The organism is Shouchella shacheensis, from assembly GCF_001484965.1.
Lineage (GTDB): Bacteria > Bacillota > Bacilli > Bacillales > Bacillaceae_D > Shouchella > Shouchella shacheensis.
This window is the reverse complement of record NZ_LLYY01000018.1, coordinates 21170-38325: the sequence shown is the minus strand read 5'-3', so window position 1 is coordinate 38325 and position 17156 is coordinate 21170. Positions and strand designations below refer to the sequence as shown.

Here is a 17156-nt window from a genome sequence, read left to right as displayed (position 1 = left end):
ATCTCGGACCTAGGAGGAAGATGCTTCTTCTTCAACGTTCTTCGTCACTAACACCTCGCGGGGCTTACTTCCTTCATAAGGTCCGACAATCCCTCTTACTTCCATTTCGTCAATCAATCGTGCTGCTCGGGTGTAGCCCACTCGAAAACGACGTTGGATCATCGAGACCGAAGCAGTTCCCATATCAACAACGAGATCCACCGCCTCCTGATAAAGCTCATCAGCCGCCTTTTCATGCGAGGTTTGCTCAGCCGTAGGCGTCATCTCTTCGGCGTATTGAGCCTTTTGCTGAGAGACGACGAACTGAACCACTCGTTCGACCTCATTGTCAGACAGAAAGGCTCCTTGCACACGCGTTGGCTTTGTAGCCCCCATCGGCAAGTAGAGCATGTCCCCGCGGCCGAGAAGTTTCTCTGCTCCTCCAGAATCAAGAATGGTTCTGGAATCCGTCTGCGAAGACACCCCGAACGCAATCCGCGACGGAATATTGGCCTTAATGACCCCCGTGATCACGTCTACGGACGGACGCTGAGTTGCAATAATCATATGAATCCCCGCGGCACGCGCCATTTGGGCGAGACGAGCAATCGAATCTTCAACGTCTCCAGAAGCGACCATCATCAAGTCCGCAAGCTCATCCACGATAACAACAATGTAAGGCAGGGTCGGTTGCTTTTCTTCTTCCTCCTCGTTTCGGCGCTTAATCAACTCATTGTACCCTTCGATGTTACGCGTACCCGTGTGCGAAAATAAATCGTAGCGCCGTTCCATTTCAGCAACTACTTTTTTCAACGCCTGAGAAGCCTTTTTAGGTTCTGTAACAACGGGGGTCAACAAGTGAGGCACACCATTGTAGACATTCAGTTCAACCATTTTTGGGTCAATCATCATCAGCTTAACTTCATGAGGCTTCGCTTTCATTAAGATGCTTGTTATAATTCCGTTGATACAGACACTTTTCCCACTTCCCGTTGCTCCGGCTACGAGGAGGTGGGGCATTTTATTAAGCGGTGCAAGCACTGGTTCACCGGAAATATCGCGGCCGAGACTAACCGCAAGCACTTCTTCTCCCCTTGTTGTTGATGCTTCCAAGACCTCTCTCAGTGACACAATGGCTACTTCTTGATTCGGCACTTCAATGCCCACAGCGGATTTCCCGGGGATCGGCGCCTCAATTCGAATGTCCTTGGCCGCAAGTGCAAGCGCTAAGTCATCAGCCAAATTAACAATTTTGCTTACCTTGACGCCAACGTTCGGATTCACCTCATACTTCGTTACTGCTGGCCCTAAATGAACTTTCGTTACGCGAACTTTCACACCAAAACTTTCAAGCGTTTTTTCAAGCTTTCTCGCGTTGGAAGTCAGCTGCTGCTTTTCCTGCTTTTGATCAGGCTTGTCCGGAGACATCAATAACTCCATGTTCGGCAGTGTATAGGACTCGACCGTTTCTTGTGCAGTCACTAAACCTTCTGAAAGCGCGTCACTAGACGAAGTGTTCAATGCTTGTTGCTCATTCCCGTCTTCTTGTTTTTCCACTGTCTTAGGAGGAACCGGCTCCTCCTTAGTTGGGGCTGAGATATTCTGTGTAAAATCGACAATTTCTGGCTCAAGATGCTTGTCCTCAGCCTCAGCAGGGGGTTTTTCTAGCTCTGGCGTATCTTGCTTTTCCTCTTTTTTACGTTTTCGCTCTTCTCTCGCTTCTCGTTCTTCCTTCATTTTCTCACGTGCCGAGGAGCGCCAACTCTTGAACTCAACCCCAAGACCAGCGAGCGTATCGGCGAGGAGCAAGTATGTTTGTCTGAAAAGCTTTCCAAGCAAATCAGAAAGCGAACGCCCGGTGATGAGAATTCCCCCGATAATCATGAGAACAAAGCAGAAAAAATATGTACCGACCGTGGCAAACAAAAAATGGCTCACTGCATAGCCAAGTGCTCCGACCATACCGCCGCCAAGATCGCCCGTTTCGCTCCCGGTCATTTCTGACCAGAAGAGCGTCCACGTATTTCTAAGCACGGACTGATCGCTGAACCCTTCCTCTCCACCTATCTCTTGAAATAAATTGGCATGTGCCATAATAGCAATGGACAAAACGAATGTATAAACGCCAGACATCCGTCTCGACCAAAGCGGAGGCTGTTTTCGCTTAAGCATGATGTAAACGGCTGCTACAAACAAGCCAAAAGCAAGAAAAACAAACCATTCCCCAAGAAAAAAACGGAATAGCCGGACAAAGGTTTCCCCGACACTTCCGAGCCTTGCGAGTGTGACAACAGCAATAACGAGTAAACCCAGCCCGATGAGTTCAAAAGTGAGCTGCGCTTTCCATTGACCCTTTCTTCTTTTCTTACGTTTTGCCATTCTTTCACCCTCTAGATAAAAACATGCGATCTTTTAATAAGGACCTGAAGCAAGCAGCGACATGGCTGATTGATTCAGGCAGTTACTTAAAAGTATATCACAGATCAAGGGCATCAAAAACCTGATTTTACAAAAGTGTTGGCTTTGCTTGTATAATGGTCCCTGGCGCATAGGAAGGATTCAAGAATTGGTTTGGATCGCTGCTGATAAGACGAACAACACGAAAGTCTCCTCCATTCACTTGTTCGACCACAAGCTGACCCCCTTCACAATCCATCACTTTTTGCGATTCAAATACGTTTTCTTCTTCAGGGAAAATTTGCTCGGTCGGCATCAAGGTGTAAAGAATCATTGGATGACCTCTCCTTGAGTCTGATTCTTACTCTCCTCTATGAGCTGGTTAAGCTTCATAATCGCTTGGCCGACCCCGCCAACCTCATTAATCAATCCATATTCTACAGCGTCTGTGCCAATCACATTCGTCCCAATATCCCTCGTTAAATTGCCTTTAGAGAGCATCAGATCTTTGAACTTCTCCTCCGTAATCTCTGAGTGAGCAGTGACAAAGTTAACCACTCGGTCTTGCATCTTATCGAGGTACTCAAATGTTTGTGGGACACCAATCACAAGTCCTGTTAAGCGGACGGGATGAATCGTCATCGTTGCCGTCTCAGCGATAAATGAATAGTCAGCTGCCGTCGCAATCGGGACCCCGATCGAATGCCCGCCACCAAGGACGAGCGTGACCGTTGGCTTTGAAATAGAGGCGATCATCTCAGAAATCGCAAGCCCAGCCTCCACGTCCCCACCCACCGTATTTAGGATGATTAACAGACCTTCGATTTTTTGATTCTGCTCAACCGCAACAAGCTGCGGGATTAAATGCTCATACTTCGTCGTTTTATTTTGTGGTGGTAGCTGCATATGACCTTCAATCTGGCCGACCACCGTCATACAATGAATATTAGATGCCGCCATGTCGGGCACGGACGTCTCCCCTAATTGCTGAATTTTTTCAACTAGAGAATTCTTGGGATCATCTGCAGGCTTCGGTTCTTGCTGTGGTGCTTGTGGCGTTTGCGGTGCTTGTGGGTCTTGATTCATATTGTTATTCATATCGTTACTCATCTCAACACACTCCTCCATTTTTCTATTCGTAGTATGAACAAGAGAAGGGTCTGTCATTCTGAAGAGTTCCCCACAAAACCGAAACCCACTTTCCGCCGGGGTCATTACCGAAAAGCGCAGGCGGGTCGCTCAGGAGCGACCCGATAATAGAAATCTCGAAGCTACTAACCGAAGAGTTAGAGAAAAAGCAGAACCCTCTCGGAGCTCTGCTTTCTCTTTAGACTTCCATAATGATTGGTAAGATCATCGGACGACGCTTTGTTTTTTCAAACAAGAAACGACTTAAGCCTTCACGAATATTGCTTTTTAGCGATGACCATTCGTTGACGTTTTCATTCATGCATTTGTAGAGAATCGAGGAAACAAGCTCGTTGGATTTCTCGAGCAACTCTTCTGATTCACGTACGTACACAAATCCGCGAGAGATGATGTTCGGACCAGAAACGATCGTCCCTGCCTTCTTATTCAGCGTAACGACAACAACAAGAATGCCGTCCTTGGAAAGCAGACGCCTGTCTCGAAGAACAATATTTCCGACATCACCAACCCCAAGTCCATCAATCAAAACATGACCGGAAGGCACTTTGCTTCCCCGTCGTGCCTGCCCTTTTGTAAATTCAACAACCTCGCCTTTTTCAACGATGTAGATGCGTTCTTTCTTTATGCCGACGTCAAGCGCGAGCTTTCGATGCGCATGCTGCATACGAATCTCCCCATGTATGGGTACGAAAAATTTCGGACGCATAAGATTCAGCATTAGCTTTAATTCTTCCTGAGAACCGTGACCAGAAGCGTGAACCGATGACTTTCCGTATACGACATCCGCACCGATACGGTGAAGTTGGTCAATCACCGCTGAAACGCTTTTTTCATTCCCAGGGATAGCAGACGCGGCAATGATGACCGTATCATTATTCGTTAACGTGATATGACGGTGCGCCCCGCGTGCCATCCGGGTAAGCGCAGACATTGGCTCTCCCTGACTTCCAGTCGTTAAAATCACCACTTGTTCCGGCCGGTATCGATTCACTTCATCCATATCAATAAGCAAGTCCTTTGGCATTTTCAAGTGCCCAAGTTTTGAAGCAATAGTGATAACACGCACCATGCTCTTGCCAACAACGGCAAGTTTGCGATTCGACGTCGCTGCGGCCTGAATCACTTGCTGGATACGGTGAACATTTGATGCAAACGATGTCACAATCAGGCGCCCCGCGGTGCGAGCGAATACATCCTTTATTCCTTGTCCAACTTCCGACTCAGATTTCGTTACCCCAGGACGCTCCGCATTGGTTGAATCCGAAAGCAGACAGAGAACCCCGCGCTGGCCAGTTGCTGCCATTTTACCGATGTCCGCATGTTTGCCATCCACAGGGGTTTGGTCAAACTTAAAATCTCCGGTATGAACAACCGCACCCTGGGAGGTCTCGACACAGATACCTACGCTGTCAGGAATGCTGTGGCTTGTCCGAAAAAACGAGACAGAGGTGGAGCCAATGGTCACCCTCGAATTTGAATCAATTGTTTTTAGGGTCGAGTGTCGATGAATGCCTGCTTCTTTTAGCTTTTCTTCCACTAATCCCAGCGTCAGCTTTGTTCCGTACACGGGGACATTGACCTTTTTTAAAACATAGGAAAGTCCTCCGATATGGTCCTCGTGCCCATGAGTTAAAATAATCCCTCTTACCCGCTCTTCATTTTCAACCAGATAAGACACATCTGGGATGACAATATCCACGCCAAGCATGTCATCGTCAGGAAACATTAGTCCCGCATCTACCACGATGATATCTTCGTCTACTTCAATGCCGTACATGTTTTTGCCGATCTCGCCAACGCCGCCGAGAGCAAACACGCGCACTTTTTCATTTTGCTGTTTAGCCAATGGTTCATCCTCCTAATAGAATATCAATCAACAGTCCAAGTCAAGCGACTGGCTGGATCACAAACGTTCATTTTTTATTTGTTAGGTCTTCTCGTCCGTCTTGTTTTTGATGGTCCCCATAAGCTTCTAAAAAAACACAAACAAACAGCACTGCATAACCTTAAAAAAACGAATGTACACATAGCTACGTACGGCATGTAGCAGGTAAAATTGGCACGTTTTTTAAAGCTTATCCAGAGGTTTGCCTGTCTTTCATTTGCTTCCCGTCCATGTCCATCGCACTTAAAAGAATGGCGGCTCTTAGACCACCCTAACCCGAACGCCTCACTTGTGTCTTAGTATACCTTAATTTTCTAACCGAAAACAAGAGCAACTTTCATCTAGGTGTCCGGAAACAGAAAAACGCAGGCGGGTTGCTCAGAAGCGAAAAATATGGGAGGCTTGGACTAGAAATCCCGATTTTGGATTTCGCTCCAGGACTGAAAAATCTCAAGCTTCTACCCGCCGGAGCTAAACAAATCCGAAAAGCGTAGGCGGGTTGTTCTGAAGCGAGAATTTTGGAAGGCCTGACATAAGAAATCCTGAACTTGGATTTCGGTGTCAGGACTGAAAAATCTCGAGCTTCTACCCGCCGGAGCTAAACAAAAACCAGTTCGCGTTTACACAAACTGGTTTTTCTAAAGCTATTGATTGGCCACTTCCTTCTCCAGCGCTCCAAGCACAGCATCCACACGCTCCTTCTCGAGCTCTGTTGCCGGTAAGAGCGGCAGCTGCACCTCTCCGACGTCAATCCCTCTTCTTTGCAGCGCATACTTTACACAAGTTGGGTTCGGAGCTGTAAAAAGTGTTTTCATTACTGGCAACAGCTGACGATGCCACTTTGCCGCTTTGCGTTGATCGCCTTTTTTATATTCACGGATCATCTCCTGAATCTCATTACCGATGACATGAGAAGCTACTGAAACGACCCCGTCGCCACCAATGGAAAGAATCGGAAGCGCCATGGAATCGTCCCCGCTATAGACTGCAAAATCGTCTCCCGTTCCTTCAATAATCGCCGCGATTTGATCGAGATTCTCGCTAGCCTCTTTAACAGCTGCGATATTCTCGATTTTTGAAAGCGCAATGGTTGTTGGGGCAAGCATGTTGACCGCTGTTCGGCCAGGCACGTTGTAGAGCATCACAGGAAGGCGTGTGGCGTTCGCAATCGCTTTAAAATGAGCGTAAAGCCCTTCTTGTGAAGGTCGATTGTAATACGGAGTCACAAGCATGATTCCATCCACACCCGTTTGCCCCGCTGCTTTTGTTAACGCAATCGACTCCTTCGTGCTGTTTGACCCCGTTCCAGCCACAATGGCAACTCGGTTTTCGGCATGCTTCACTGCAAACGTAAACAGCTCCAGTTTTTCTTCCTTGGTTAGCACTGGTGATTCACCGGTGGTCCCTGCCACTACGACTACATCTGTTCCTGTTGAAATCAGATGATCCAACACGTTAGCTGTGTGTGAATAATCGACTTCCCCTTCTTCGGTAAAGGGTGTCACCATTGCCGTCCAGAGTGGACCAAATTTCTCACCGTTTTCCCAACCTATTTTCATGGTGTTTCTTCCCTTCCAAGTTCCTGCTCTCCTGACTTACACACCTCATTCACCTAATTGAAACATCTTGTGCAACGCGTTCACTGCCTTCGCCATGTCTTCATTTTTAACGAGCACCCAAATGGTGGTGTGTGAATCAGCCGATTGCAAGATTTGAATGTTTTCCCCACTAAGTGCGCTCACGATTCGTGAGGCAACGCCTGGCACGCCAGTCATACCCGCGCCAACGGCTGACACTTTTGCGCAGCCCCTCACAAGTTCTGGCTGATAACCAAGCTCCGTTAACACACTCAAGGCCTCATCAGCGGCTTCATCTGTCACTGTATAGGTCACCCCGCTAGGACTGATGTTAATGAAGTCGACGCTAATGTTTGCTCTAGCCATCGACTTAAACACGTTTTCCTGCAGATCCAATTGGCCTTCTTTAGCAGCAACTTTAATCTGCGTCACGTTAGAGACTTGAGCAATTCCGGTAATCAAATGTTCATTGACATCGACCGTGTGCGGTGAACTCATCGACGCGACAAGCGTCCCTTCCTTATCCGAATACGTGGAGCGAACGCGGAGTGGTAATTTTGCCTGCATCGCAATTTCAACGGCGCGGGGGTGAATGACCTTTGCCCCTTGATAGGCCATGTTGCAAATTTCATTGTAGGTCATCGCCTGAAGGGCGCGCGCATCTTCAACAATGCGAGGATCAGCGGTCATCACCCCTTCCACATCGGTGAAAATATCTACCCATTCCGCGTTGATGGCAGCGCCAAGAGCCGTCGCTGACGTATCGCTCCCTCCGCGTCCAAGCGTCGTCGTATCCCCGGACTTAGACTGGCCTTGAAACCCAGTGACAACGACCACATCGTAGTGCTCCAATGTTTTAAGCAGATGATCACACTGCATCTCCATAATCTTTGCATTTGTGAATTCTTCATTCGTCCGAAAGCCCGCTTTTGCCCCGTTCATAGCTGTAGCGTCTACCCCATGCGTATTCAACAGCTCAGAGAAGACAACCGAAGAAATGGCTTCCCCGCAAGAGACAAGCATATCCTGCTCCCTTTTGGAAACATGAGCTTTGTTCACAAGCCCGAGTAGCGTATCCGTCGCGTAGGGATCGCCAGTGCGCCCCATCGCTGAAACGACAGCAACGACTTTGTAGCCATCTTTTACCGCTTTTTGCACATGACGCACCGCTTGGTTCCGTGTCTCTTCTGTTTTGACGGAGGTGCCTCCAAATTTTTGAACGATGATTTTCATCTCGTCATTCTCACTCGGATAAAAGGCGAAGCTTGACAAGACTTTCAGCAATTTGCACTGAATTCCAAGCCGCCCCTTTTAATAAATTATCGGATACAACCCAGAAATGATAGCCATTCGCTCGGTCAAGGTCACGACGTACACGACCGACAAAGACATCATTTTTCCCGACAGCCGTTGTAACCATGGGGTATACTTGCTCGCTCGGCACGTCTTGAAGGGTCACTCCGTTTGCATCCTGTAGCAAGCTCCAAATCTCTTCAACGCTCGCTCCACTCTTTTCTGTTTCGATGTAGACTGATTCAGAGTGACCAGTCTCCACTGGCAAGCGCACGCACGTTGCTGCCACTTCAAGGCCGGGCATATGCATGATCTTCTTCGTTTCATTCACCATTTTCATTTCCTCAAATGTGTAGCCATTGTCCTGAAATTTATCAATTTGAGGAATCGCATTAAAAGCAATCTGGAAATGTTTCTTGTCGCCCCCAACAGGGAGGACGTTCGCTTTTGGTTCTTTTCCTGCAAGGATGTCGCTTGTTTGCGTCTCCATTTCTTCAACCGCCTCAAGCCCAGCACCAGAAACCGCCTGGTAGGTTGATACGATGACTTTCTTGAGCCCAAGCTTTTGGCGAAGCGGCTCCAGCGCGACGACCATTTGAATCGTAGAACAGTTCGGATTGGCAATTATGCCTTGGTGTTCTTTAAGGTCTTCTTCGTTTACTTCGGGCACCACAAGCGGCACCCCGTCCTCCATCCGAAAAGCGCTTGTATTGTCAATACAGATGGCCCCTCGTTTGACCGCTTCTGGCGCGAGCGCCTTGGAAACAGACCCCCCTGCTGAAAAGAGTGCGATTTGCACACCTTCAAAGGATTCTGGGGTTGCTTCCTCCACTGTATAGATCCTTCCTTTAAATGTTATTTCTTTGCCTGCGGAGCGTTTTGAAGACAAGAGCTTCAGACTCGCAATGGGAAACTCTCTTTTTGCAAGCGTTTTGAGCATTTGCTGCCCAACCGCTCCTGTCGCCCCTACGACGGCGATGTGAAATCCAGTTTGTTCCATGATTAATCGTCCTCCCTCAGTCAATAAAGCGTCTCTACATTCTTGTACTCTATTAAACTTTACGGGATTTCGGGTCTTTGTGCAACTGTCCTCTGCCTATTTTTCTGCATTTTGTGCTAGAACGGGCTGTAATTGCTCCCTATTTAGTGCTGCGCTGGCGGCAGGGAGAAGCAAATCCATATGAGACACGAGGGAGTTCGGTTTTTTTTCAGTATCGTCTTGACTGTAAGGGATGAAATAGATATTTTTGGTCGCCATCAGCCGCATAATATTGACGCCGTTCAAGCCAAGACCATCGTTTGTAGAGATGCCAAGCAGGATCGGGTTTTGATTTCTCAGTGTCGCTTTCGCCCCCATCAACACCGGAGAATCGGTCATCGCGTTGGCAAATTTGCTAATGGAGTTTCCCGTCATTGGAGAGATGATCATAAGGTCGAGTGGCGTGCGTGGACCAAATGGCTCTGCTTTTACCATAGAGTTAACAATGGGTTCAGAGGTGATCCCTTGTAGCTTCGTTAGCCAATCGGCACTGTCTCCAAATTTCGTGTCTGTGTTTTCGACCGTATACGTGACAAATGGCGTCACCTTTGCCCCAGCATCGACAAGTTTCTCGATTTGTGGATAAACCGCCTCATACGTACAGTGAGATCCTGTTAACCCAAACCCAATATGCTTTCCTTCTAACATCAAAAAGCCTCCTTATGGTTGTGCTTGCTCAAGGAGTAAATCGGCAAGCACGTTTGCAAGTATTTTTCCAGCTGTTTTAGGTGCGACCATTCCCGGTAAGCCAGGCACAAGCATTGCCTTCAAGCCGCGCTTTTCCGAGTAAGCAAAATCCACACCGCCGGGCTTTGAGGCAAGGTCGAGGATAAAAGCGTGCTGCTGCATTTCCGCAAGAACGCTCGACGTGAGCACCTTGGCCGGAATCGTGTTGATACAAAGATCAACATCTGTTAATTCTTTCTTCGTATCGTCTGTATGGAAAGGCGTCAGTCCCATTTCCGTAATCCGGGCCAGCAAATGAGAGTCCCGTGCTCCTACTTTCACCTTAGCTCCAAGCGCTTGAAACGTTCTCGCCACTGTCATACCGACGCGCCCCAGTCCGAGTACGGCAATCTTCGCCTGGTGAATGGTGATATCTGTATGCTGAATAGCCAGCATCACCGCACCTTCCGCTGTCGGGATTGAATTATAGATCGCTACATCGTCCCTCTCCATCAACAGGACGGTGTCGCAATTGGCCTGTTCCGCCATACGTTTGAGACGGTCATTGGCAATCCCTGTATAGATCGTGCAATGATCCGGTGTTGCCTTTAAATGATTGGCTTCCAGCGCGAGCGTCTTATTGGAAAAAACGCTGTTAATTGTTCCTTCTGTACTCATACCACCTATAGGAAGCAAGATGGCATCAACACTCTCCCACATGACCTCATCAAGGTCCTGCTTGCTTGCGCCTATAAATCCGTCATCCAGCTGTGTAAACCCAACTAGAGAGATTTTGGCATCGAGTGTCGAAAGCTTACGTATGATTTCGAGCTGACGCGCATCTCCGCCAATCATGACAACATGAATTCCCGTGAGCATGTTCCCCCTCCTTACAACGTGCGTTTGTTAAGATAGGTTCGTAGCGCCTAGTACTTTTGCTTCTACAGCATATGTTAGGTTGGAAGAAACAGTGCGATGGAATTCGGAGGATGAATAGGGGGGTTGAAAAAGAAGGGCCTGTCCACCTTAGAAAAAGTGAGGTATCTGATTCTCTTCAAAATAAAAAAGCCTGCTCACTGCAGGCCTCTGTCGGTTTCAATAATAATCATATCCTGTCCGACTTTCTTAATTTGCTGCCAGTATACGGTGACGTTCTGGTCTTTCTTGTTGAACTGAAACCAGCGAGTAGTGGGAACGACAAAGGCGTGAATTTCCCCAGTTTGTTCGTTGATCACAAGATCCGTTTGACCGAGAACGCCGAGTCGCTCTCCTTTCTCAAAATCAATGATCTCCTTGTTTGAAATTTCACTTAGACGCATTTCGCTCACCTCAGGGAAAGTGTATGCGCAAACTTGGCCAATCAGACCTGGCAAAAGGAAAAGCGGAGGCGCCCTGCACACGAGCGACAAGTTCTGGAGCGACGGCAAATCAAGTCTGAACTTGACTTGAACTGGCGGCGTGAAGAAACCTCGAGCGAGTGGGCGCCGGAGCTAGACAATCCGAAAAGCGGAGGCGGGTTGGGCAGAAGCGAAAATTTTGGAGACCCGACATAAGAAATCTTGACTTTGGATTTCATAGTTGGGGCGTAAAATCTCGAGCTTCTACCCGCCGCAACTGAAAAAAAAGCCGTCCAAAAAGACGACTCTAAGCAAATACATTTGTTGGTATCGTTTCACTTGAGGAGATCAAGGATACCGCTGGCTTTTCCTCTAAGAGCCTCCGGGCAAGATCATTCACTTGCTCAATCGATACATTATTAATATCTTTCACGAGCTCATCTAAGGTCCGGTGTTCCTGCAGCAGCATTTCGTTTTTGCCGTTGCGACTCATCCGACTATTTGTGCTCTCTAAACCAAGCATCAAATTCCCTTTCAGTTGCTCTTTGCCGTTTTCCAGCTCTTTTTGCGTCATTCCTTGCTTCGCGAATGAAGACGTCACAGCTTCAATCGCCGTCATGAGCTCTTCCAGCTGAGAAAGCTGTGTTCCCGCATAAAGGGTTAACATGCCAGCATGTTCGTACGCAGAGTGATAGGAGAACACCGAGTAGCACAACCCTCTCTCCTCGCGAATCGTTTGAAAGAGACGGCTACTCATACTGCCACCAAGCGAATTGTTTAAGAGAATCAAAGCGAACATGTCGTCAGAAGCGATTTCAAGGCCAGGGTAGCCAAGACATAAATGCGCCTGCTCTGATTCCTTCTGTCGATATTTAACGGTCGGTTGAAAAGTGGAGCACGGCACGTCAAACTGCTGTGACCGGGGAGGGACCTGCGCAAATGTCTCTTTCAAAGCCTCCAATAGCGCCTCATTAAAATGTCCAGCTACGGAGACCACGACACGATCTCCTGTGTAAAAGCGAGCCATATAGTCGCGCAAATCCTTTTCCGTAAACGACTCCAGCGCATGGGGATCCCCCAATATCGGGTAGGCAAGAGAGCTAGATCCATAGCTCGCCTCGCTTAGCAAGTCATGAACGATGTCGTCTGGAGTGTCTTCTACCATTTTGATTTCTTCAAACACCACATTCTTTTCTCTATATAATTCAAGTTCTTCAAACTCGGAATGAAAGAACATATCTTGCAAAACGTCGAGCGCAAATTCTGCGTGTTCATCTAAAACCTTGGCATAATAGCACGTATATTCCTTTGCTGTAAACGCATTGACCTGGCCGCCAATGCGGTCAAACGCTTCAGCGATTTCTTGAGCGGAACGTGTTTTTGTGCCTTTAAACAGCATATGTTCAATAAGATGAGAAATCCCATTTTCTTTCTTCTCTTCGTTACGAGAACCCGTCTTCACCCATATACCTATTGAAACAGAGCGCACATCGGTATTGGCCTCTGCCATAATACGCACCCCGTTTTCGAGCGTTAGTCTATTAATCACGATCTGTACCCCCATTGTTGTCATCTACGACCCTACTCGTCATGCGTGTCTCATCCATCAACTCAGAAACCGTCCCGAGCTGAAATCCTTGCTTCTGGACGCCGGTAATCATTTGCTCCAGCCCCCTTGAAGCAGATTCCGTGGGGTGCATCAATATCATGGCTCCCGCGTGGACATGATTTAACACACGCTCCACCATAACAGAAGGCTCCGGCTTTTTCCAATCAATTGTATCAACTGACCATAGAATCGTGCCCATCCCAAGTACGTCCGCTTGTTCAACAACCGCATCATTAAACGCACCGCTCGGAGGCGCAAACCACTTAGGAGTAACATCGAGAGTAGCCCGAATGACATCATTCGTTTGAATCAATTCCTCATCAATCTCTTCTCTGCTTAGGTTCTCCATGTTTGGATGAGAGTAAGCGTGGTTGCCAATTTCATGGCCCTCCTCTTTAATCATTCGCGCTAACTGCGGGGTGTTCTTTACCCATGAGCCATCAAGGAAGAACGTGGCTCTCACTTCATGAGCTTGAAGCACTTTAAGCATTTCCGGCAAATACTCATCGCCCCAAGCGACGTTGATCAGAAGAGAAACCATTGGTTTCTGCTCGTTTCCTTTGTAAATCGGAGAAGGGGACAAATCTTCCAGATGAACATTCGGTCTTGCCTCCTCGAAAACAAGCTTTGTTTGGTCAAAGGAACCGAGCTCCCTCATCTTATCATACGACTTCTCTACGTTGATTTCCAAGCCGCTATACCCGGGAATCGCCTTCCAAACTGGATCTACTCGTGCATCAACAGCTGGAACATCAACAGCCTTTGCATGCTCTTCTATTTCTTTAAGCAAAGAGTCATCGGTTCTGCTCACCGCCTTGCTTTCATCGTGCTTCAACATTTCTATGTACTGAAGAGAGAATGGATTTTGGATGGCACCGAAGGCTAGCACAACTACCAGACAGCAGAGAAACACATGAATCCAGCTTCTTTTCAAACCGTTCCCTCCTCACATCATAAGGTATCTACCACCACCCTATGCAGAGAAAGGACAAACTAGACATACGAACAGAGCTTTTCTTGCCTCAGTAGTGGAAAAACCAAGCAAACTTAGCTAAGCGTGATCCCCCACTCTTGAACCAGAGAAACGCGCAGTCGGCTCATACAAAAGCGACGATTTTGGAAGGCCTGACAAAAGAAACCCGACCTTACATTTCGTTGTCAGAACTGAAAAATCTCGACGCTTCTATCCGTCGGAGCTAGACAAAAAAAAGACTGGTTCATCCCAGCCTTCCTTACTGTTGAGCGGATTCTTCTTTCGCCTCGCGTTCTTCTTTCAAAATCACTTTGCGAGAAAGGTTCACCCGTCCTTGATTATCAATTTCTGTGACACGTACTTTCATCTCGTCACCAATTTTAAACAAATCGTCCACTTTGTTGATGCGTTCTTCGGCAATTTGGGAAATATGAACAAGCCCGTCCTTGCCTTTGAATAGTTCTACAAACGCCCCGAATTTCTCGATTCGCTTCACTTTACCGACGTAGGTTTCACCCACTTCTACCTCACGAACGAGGTCTTCAATGATTTTCCTCGCTGTGCGATTCATGCTGGCGTCGAGCGATGAAATGTAGACCGTCCCGTCTTGCTCAATATCGATTTTAACGCCCGTGTCTTCAATAATCTTGTTGATCACTTTTCCGCTCGGTCCAATGACATCGCGAATTTTGTCTGGGTTAATGGACATTGTCAGGATCTTTGGTGCATAATCCGAAAGCTCAGAACGTGGTTGTCCAATCGCTTCCATCATATTTTCCAAGATGATCATACGCCCACGTTTCGCTTGCTCAAGTGCCTCTTTAAGCACTTCGCGGTTGATACCAGAGATTTTGATATCCATTTGCAAGGCAGTAACCCCTTGTTTCGTACCCGCTACTTTAAAGTCCATATCGCCAAGCGCATCTTCCATGCCTTGAATGTCAGTGAGAACCGCCATATGTTCGTCCTGCTTCACCAGCCCCATCGCAATTCCGGCTACCGGCGCTTTGATTGGCACACCTGCATCCATCATCGCTAGCGTGCTCGCACAGATGCTCGCCTGTGAAGTGGAACCATTCGATTCAAGGACTTCCGATACGAGACGGATGGTATACGGAAACTCAGTTTCACTTGGGATCACTTTCTCAAGCGCTCTTTCACCAAGCGCACCGTGCCCAATTTCGCGGCGACCAGGCGCACGAATCGGCCCTGTTTCACCCACACTGAATTGCGGGAAGTTGTAATGATGCATAAAGCGCTTCGATTCTTCAATGCCAAGCCCGTCCAGAATCTGAACGTCTCCAAGGGCACCAAGAGTACAAATGCTAAGTGCCTGCGTTTGGCCGCGCGTAAAGAGCCCGGAACCATGCGTACGCGGGAGCATGTCCACTTGCGAAGAGAGCGAACGAATTTCATCTACACCTCGTCCATCTGGACGCACTTTCTCAACCGTAATTAAGCGACGAACCTCTTCTTTTACAAACATTTTTAAAATGTCTTGAACCTCACTAATATCGACCGATTCATCCTCTTCATACACGGCCACTTGCTCAGCTGTTACGGCATCAATCGCTTCTTGACGTGCATGCTTTTCAACAATGCGTACAGCCTCTTTGATGCTTGCTTCAGCGGAATCACGCAGACGTGTTTCCAGATCAGCATCGGTTGTTTTAAGTGTCACTTCACGCTTTTCTTTGCCACACGCAGCAACAACCTTCTCTTGAAATTCAATCAGGCGCTGAATTTCCTCATGACCGAACATAATGCCTTCAAGCATGGTTTCTTCAGGGACTTCATTTGCACCTGCTTCTACCATGTTGATCGCTTCCTTCGTCCCCGCCACCACAAGGTCGATATCGCTTTCTGCTAGTTCGGTAGGCGTCGGGTTGATCACAAAAGACCCGTCAATCCGACCAACCGTTACCCCAGCAATGGGGCCGGCAAAAGGGATATCCGAGACGCTTAACGCAAGAGAAGACCCAATCATTGCTGCCATTTCAGAGGAAGCGTTTTGATCAGAACTCATAACAATGCTAATGACTTGAACATCATTACGGAACCCGTCCGGAAAGAGTGGGCGAATAGGACGATCGATCAGACGACTTGTTAAAATTGCCGTCTCGCTTGGACGTCCTTCTCGTTTAATAAACCCGCCTGGAATTTTCCCAGCGGCATAAAGCCTCTCTTCATAGTTTACAGTTAACGGAAAAAAAGGAAGGTCCTTCGGTTCTTTTGAAGCGGTCGCTGTCGACAATACCGCAGTATCCCCGTAACGTACGAGAACCGCTCCATTTGCTTGTTTTGCCAACTGACCGACCTCAACCGTTAACTCACGGCCCGCCCAATCAATGGAAAACACATGTTGTTCTTGACTCATTCGTGTGTACTCCTCTCGTACATCTAAAATTCCTCTTCCTTATTATGACCGAATCAGAACAAGTTTAAAAGAGTTAATACCCAGAAAAGCGGAGGCGGGTTGCTCAGAAGCGAGAATTTTGGAGGTCTAACAAAAGAAATCCCGATTTTCGATTTCGTTGTTAGAGTGAAAAATCTCGAGCTTCTACCCGCCGCAGCTGGAACAAGAAAAGCGGAGGCGCCCTGCTCACGAGCGACAAGTTCTGGAGCGACGGCAGATCAAGTCCGATCCTGACTTGAACTGGCGGCGTGAAGAAACCTCGAGCGAGTGGGCGGCGCAGCTAGATCAAGAAAAGCGGAGGCGGGTTGTCCAATAGAAGGACTGCCCATGCAACCCCGTCCTTCTCCCCGCCTTAACCGGTTCAATGATGGCACTAATCCGTCCCCGCTTTATGCTTATCTTTCATCACATGCAGAAAAAAGCGGGAGAAACTCCCGCTTTCAGACGTTTATCGGCGTAAGCCGAGCTTATCAACTAGGTCACGGTAACGCGCTACATCTTTTTTACGCAAAAACGTTAGCAAGTTACGTCGCTGTCCAACCATTTTCAAAAGGCCACGACGTGAGTGGTGATCCTTCTTATGCGTACGCAAATGATTGTTCAACGTGTTGATTTGCTCTGTAAGGATAGCCACTTGAACTTCTGGAGAACCAGTGTCCGTGTCATGCGTTTTAAACTCAGTAATGAGCTCATTTTTACGCTCTTGTGTTAATGCCATCCGAGCCACCTCCTTTTCCTATAAATCCAGTTTCCTAGCAAGCGTCGGTGAGGCGCTATGCCAAGAGACGGATGAACAACAGAAACCATGCGATCTGTTACCCTGTACACTATACAGG

14 protein-coding genes are annotated in these 17156 nt (G+C 47.8%); all 14 read right to left on the bottom strand.

All coding sequences use genetic code 11. From position 1 onward, the window contains the following. Nucleotides 1-9: 9 nt before the first annotated feature. Nucleotides 10-2358: an FtsK/SpoIIIE family DNA translocase gene (locus tag AVZ68_RS14185; protein WP_059105221.1), complete on the bottom strand. Its 2349-nt coding sequence runs from the start codon at nucleotides 2356-2358 to the stop codon at nucleotides 10-12. Nucleotides 2359-2485: 127 nt separating this feature from the next. Beyond that, nucleotides 2486-2710, bottom strand: a complete 225-nt coding sequence (locus tag AVZ68_RS14180; protein ID WP_059105220.1) for a YlzJ-like family protein — start codon at nucleotides 2708-2710, stop codon at nucleotides 2486-2488. Beyond that, nucleotides 2707-3486: a ClpP family protease gene (locus AVZ68_RS14175; protein ID WP_245628148.1), complete on the bottom strand. Its 780-nt coding sequence runs from the start codon at nucleotides 3484-3486 to the stop codon at nucleotides 2707-2709. The genes AVZ68_RS14180 and AVZ68_RS14175 overlap by 4 nt, the downstream gene beginning before the upstream one ends. Before the next feature lie 217 nt (nucleotides 3487-3703). Beyond that, nucleotides 3704-5371, bottom strand: a complete 1668-nt coding sequence (locus AVZ68_RS14170; RefSeq protein WP_059105219.1) for a ribonuclease J — start codon at nucleotides 5369-5371, stop codon at nucleotides 3704-3706. Between the two features lie 683 nt (nucleotides 5372-6054). Then, nucleotides 6055-6969 carry a 4-hydroxy-tetrahydrodipicolinate synthase gene (gene dapA / locus AVZ68_RS14165; RefSeq protein WP_059105218.1) on the bottom strand — a complete coding sequence of 305 codons (915 nt, stop codon included), beginning with the start codon at nucleotides 6967-6969 and terminating at the stop codon, nucleotides 6055-6057. A 45-nt stretch (nucleotides 6970-7014) separates the two neighbouring features. After that, entirely contained in the window at nucleotides 7015-8220 is a 1206-nt protein-coding gene (dapG, locus tag AVZ68_RS14160) for an aspartate kinase (protein ID WP_059105261.1), read from the bottom strand. Nucleotides 8221-8230: 10 nt separating this feature from the next. After that, a complete protein-coding gene (gene asd / locus AVZ68_RS14155; RefSeq protein WP_180316711.1) occupies nucleotides 8231-9280 on the bottom strand; it encodes an aspartate-semialdehyde dehydrogenase in 1050 nt (349 codons plus the stop codon). A gap of 96 nt (nucleotides 9281-9376) precedes the next feature. Continuing rightward, nucleotides 9377-9970: a dipicolinate synthase subunit B gene (gene dpaB / locus AVZ68_RS14150; RefSeq protein ID WP_059105217.1), complete on the bottom strand. Its 594-nt coding sequence runs from the start codon at nucleotides 9968-9970 to the stop codon at nucleotides 9377-9379. A 9-nt stretch (nucleotides 9971-9979) separates the two neighbouring features. Continuing rightward, entirely contained in the window at nucleotides 9980-10864 is an 885-nt protein-coding gene (dpaA, locus tag AVZ68_RS14145) for a dipicolinic acid synthetase subunit A (protein WP_059105216.1), read from the bottom strand. A 194-nt stretch (nucleotides 10865-11058) separates the two neighbouring features. Next, complete coding sequence (locus tag AVZ68_RS14140) at nucleotides 11059-11304, bottom strand: YlmC/YmxH family sporulation protein (protein WP_059105215.1); 246 nt, start codon at nucleotides 11302-11304, stop codon at nucleotides 11059-11061. 325 nt (nucleotides 11305-11629) lie between these two features. Then, nucleotides 11630-12871: a M16 family metallopeptidase gene (locus AVZ68_RS14130; protein WP_059105213.1), complete on the bottom strand. Its 1242-nt coding sequence runs from the start codon at nucleotides 12869-12871 to the stop codon at nucleotides 11630-11632. After that, the gene (locus AVZ68_RS14125) at nucleotides 12864-13865 is read right to left on the bottom strand and encodes a polysaccharide deacetylase family protein (RefSeq protein ID WP_059105212.1); all 1002 of its coding nucleotides are present in this window, start codon (nucleotides 13863-13865) and stop codon (nucleotides 12864-12866) included. Before AVZ68_RS14125 ends, AVZ68_RS14130 begins: the two co-directional genes overlap by 8 nt. A gap of 298 nt (nucleotides 13866-14163) precedes the next feature. Next, entirely contained in the window at nucleotides 14164-16281 is a 2118-nt protein-coding gene (gene pnp / locus AVZ68_RS14120) for a polyribonucleotide nucleotidyltransferase (protein WP_059105211.1), read from the bottom strand. A 487-nt stretch (nucleotides 16282-16768) separates the two neighbouring features. Beyond that, entirely contained in the window at nucleotides 16769-17038 is a 270-nt protein-coding gene (gene rpsO / locus AVZ68_RS14115) for a 30S ribosomal protein S15 (RefSeq protein WP_059105210.1), read from the bottom strand. Nucleotides 17039-17156: the final 118 nt, after the last annotated feature.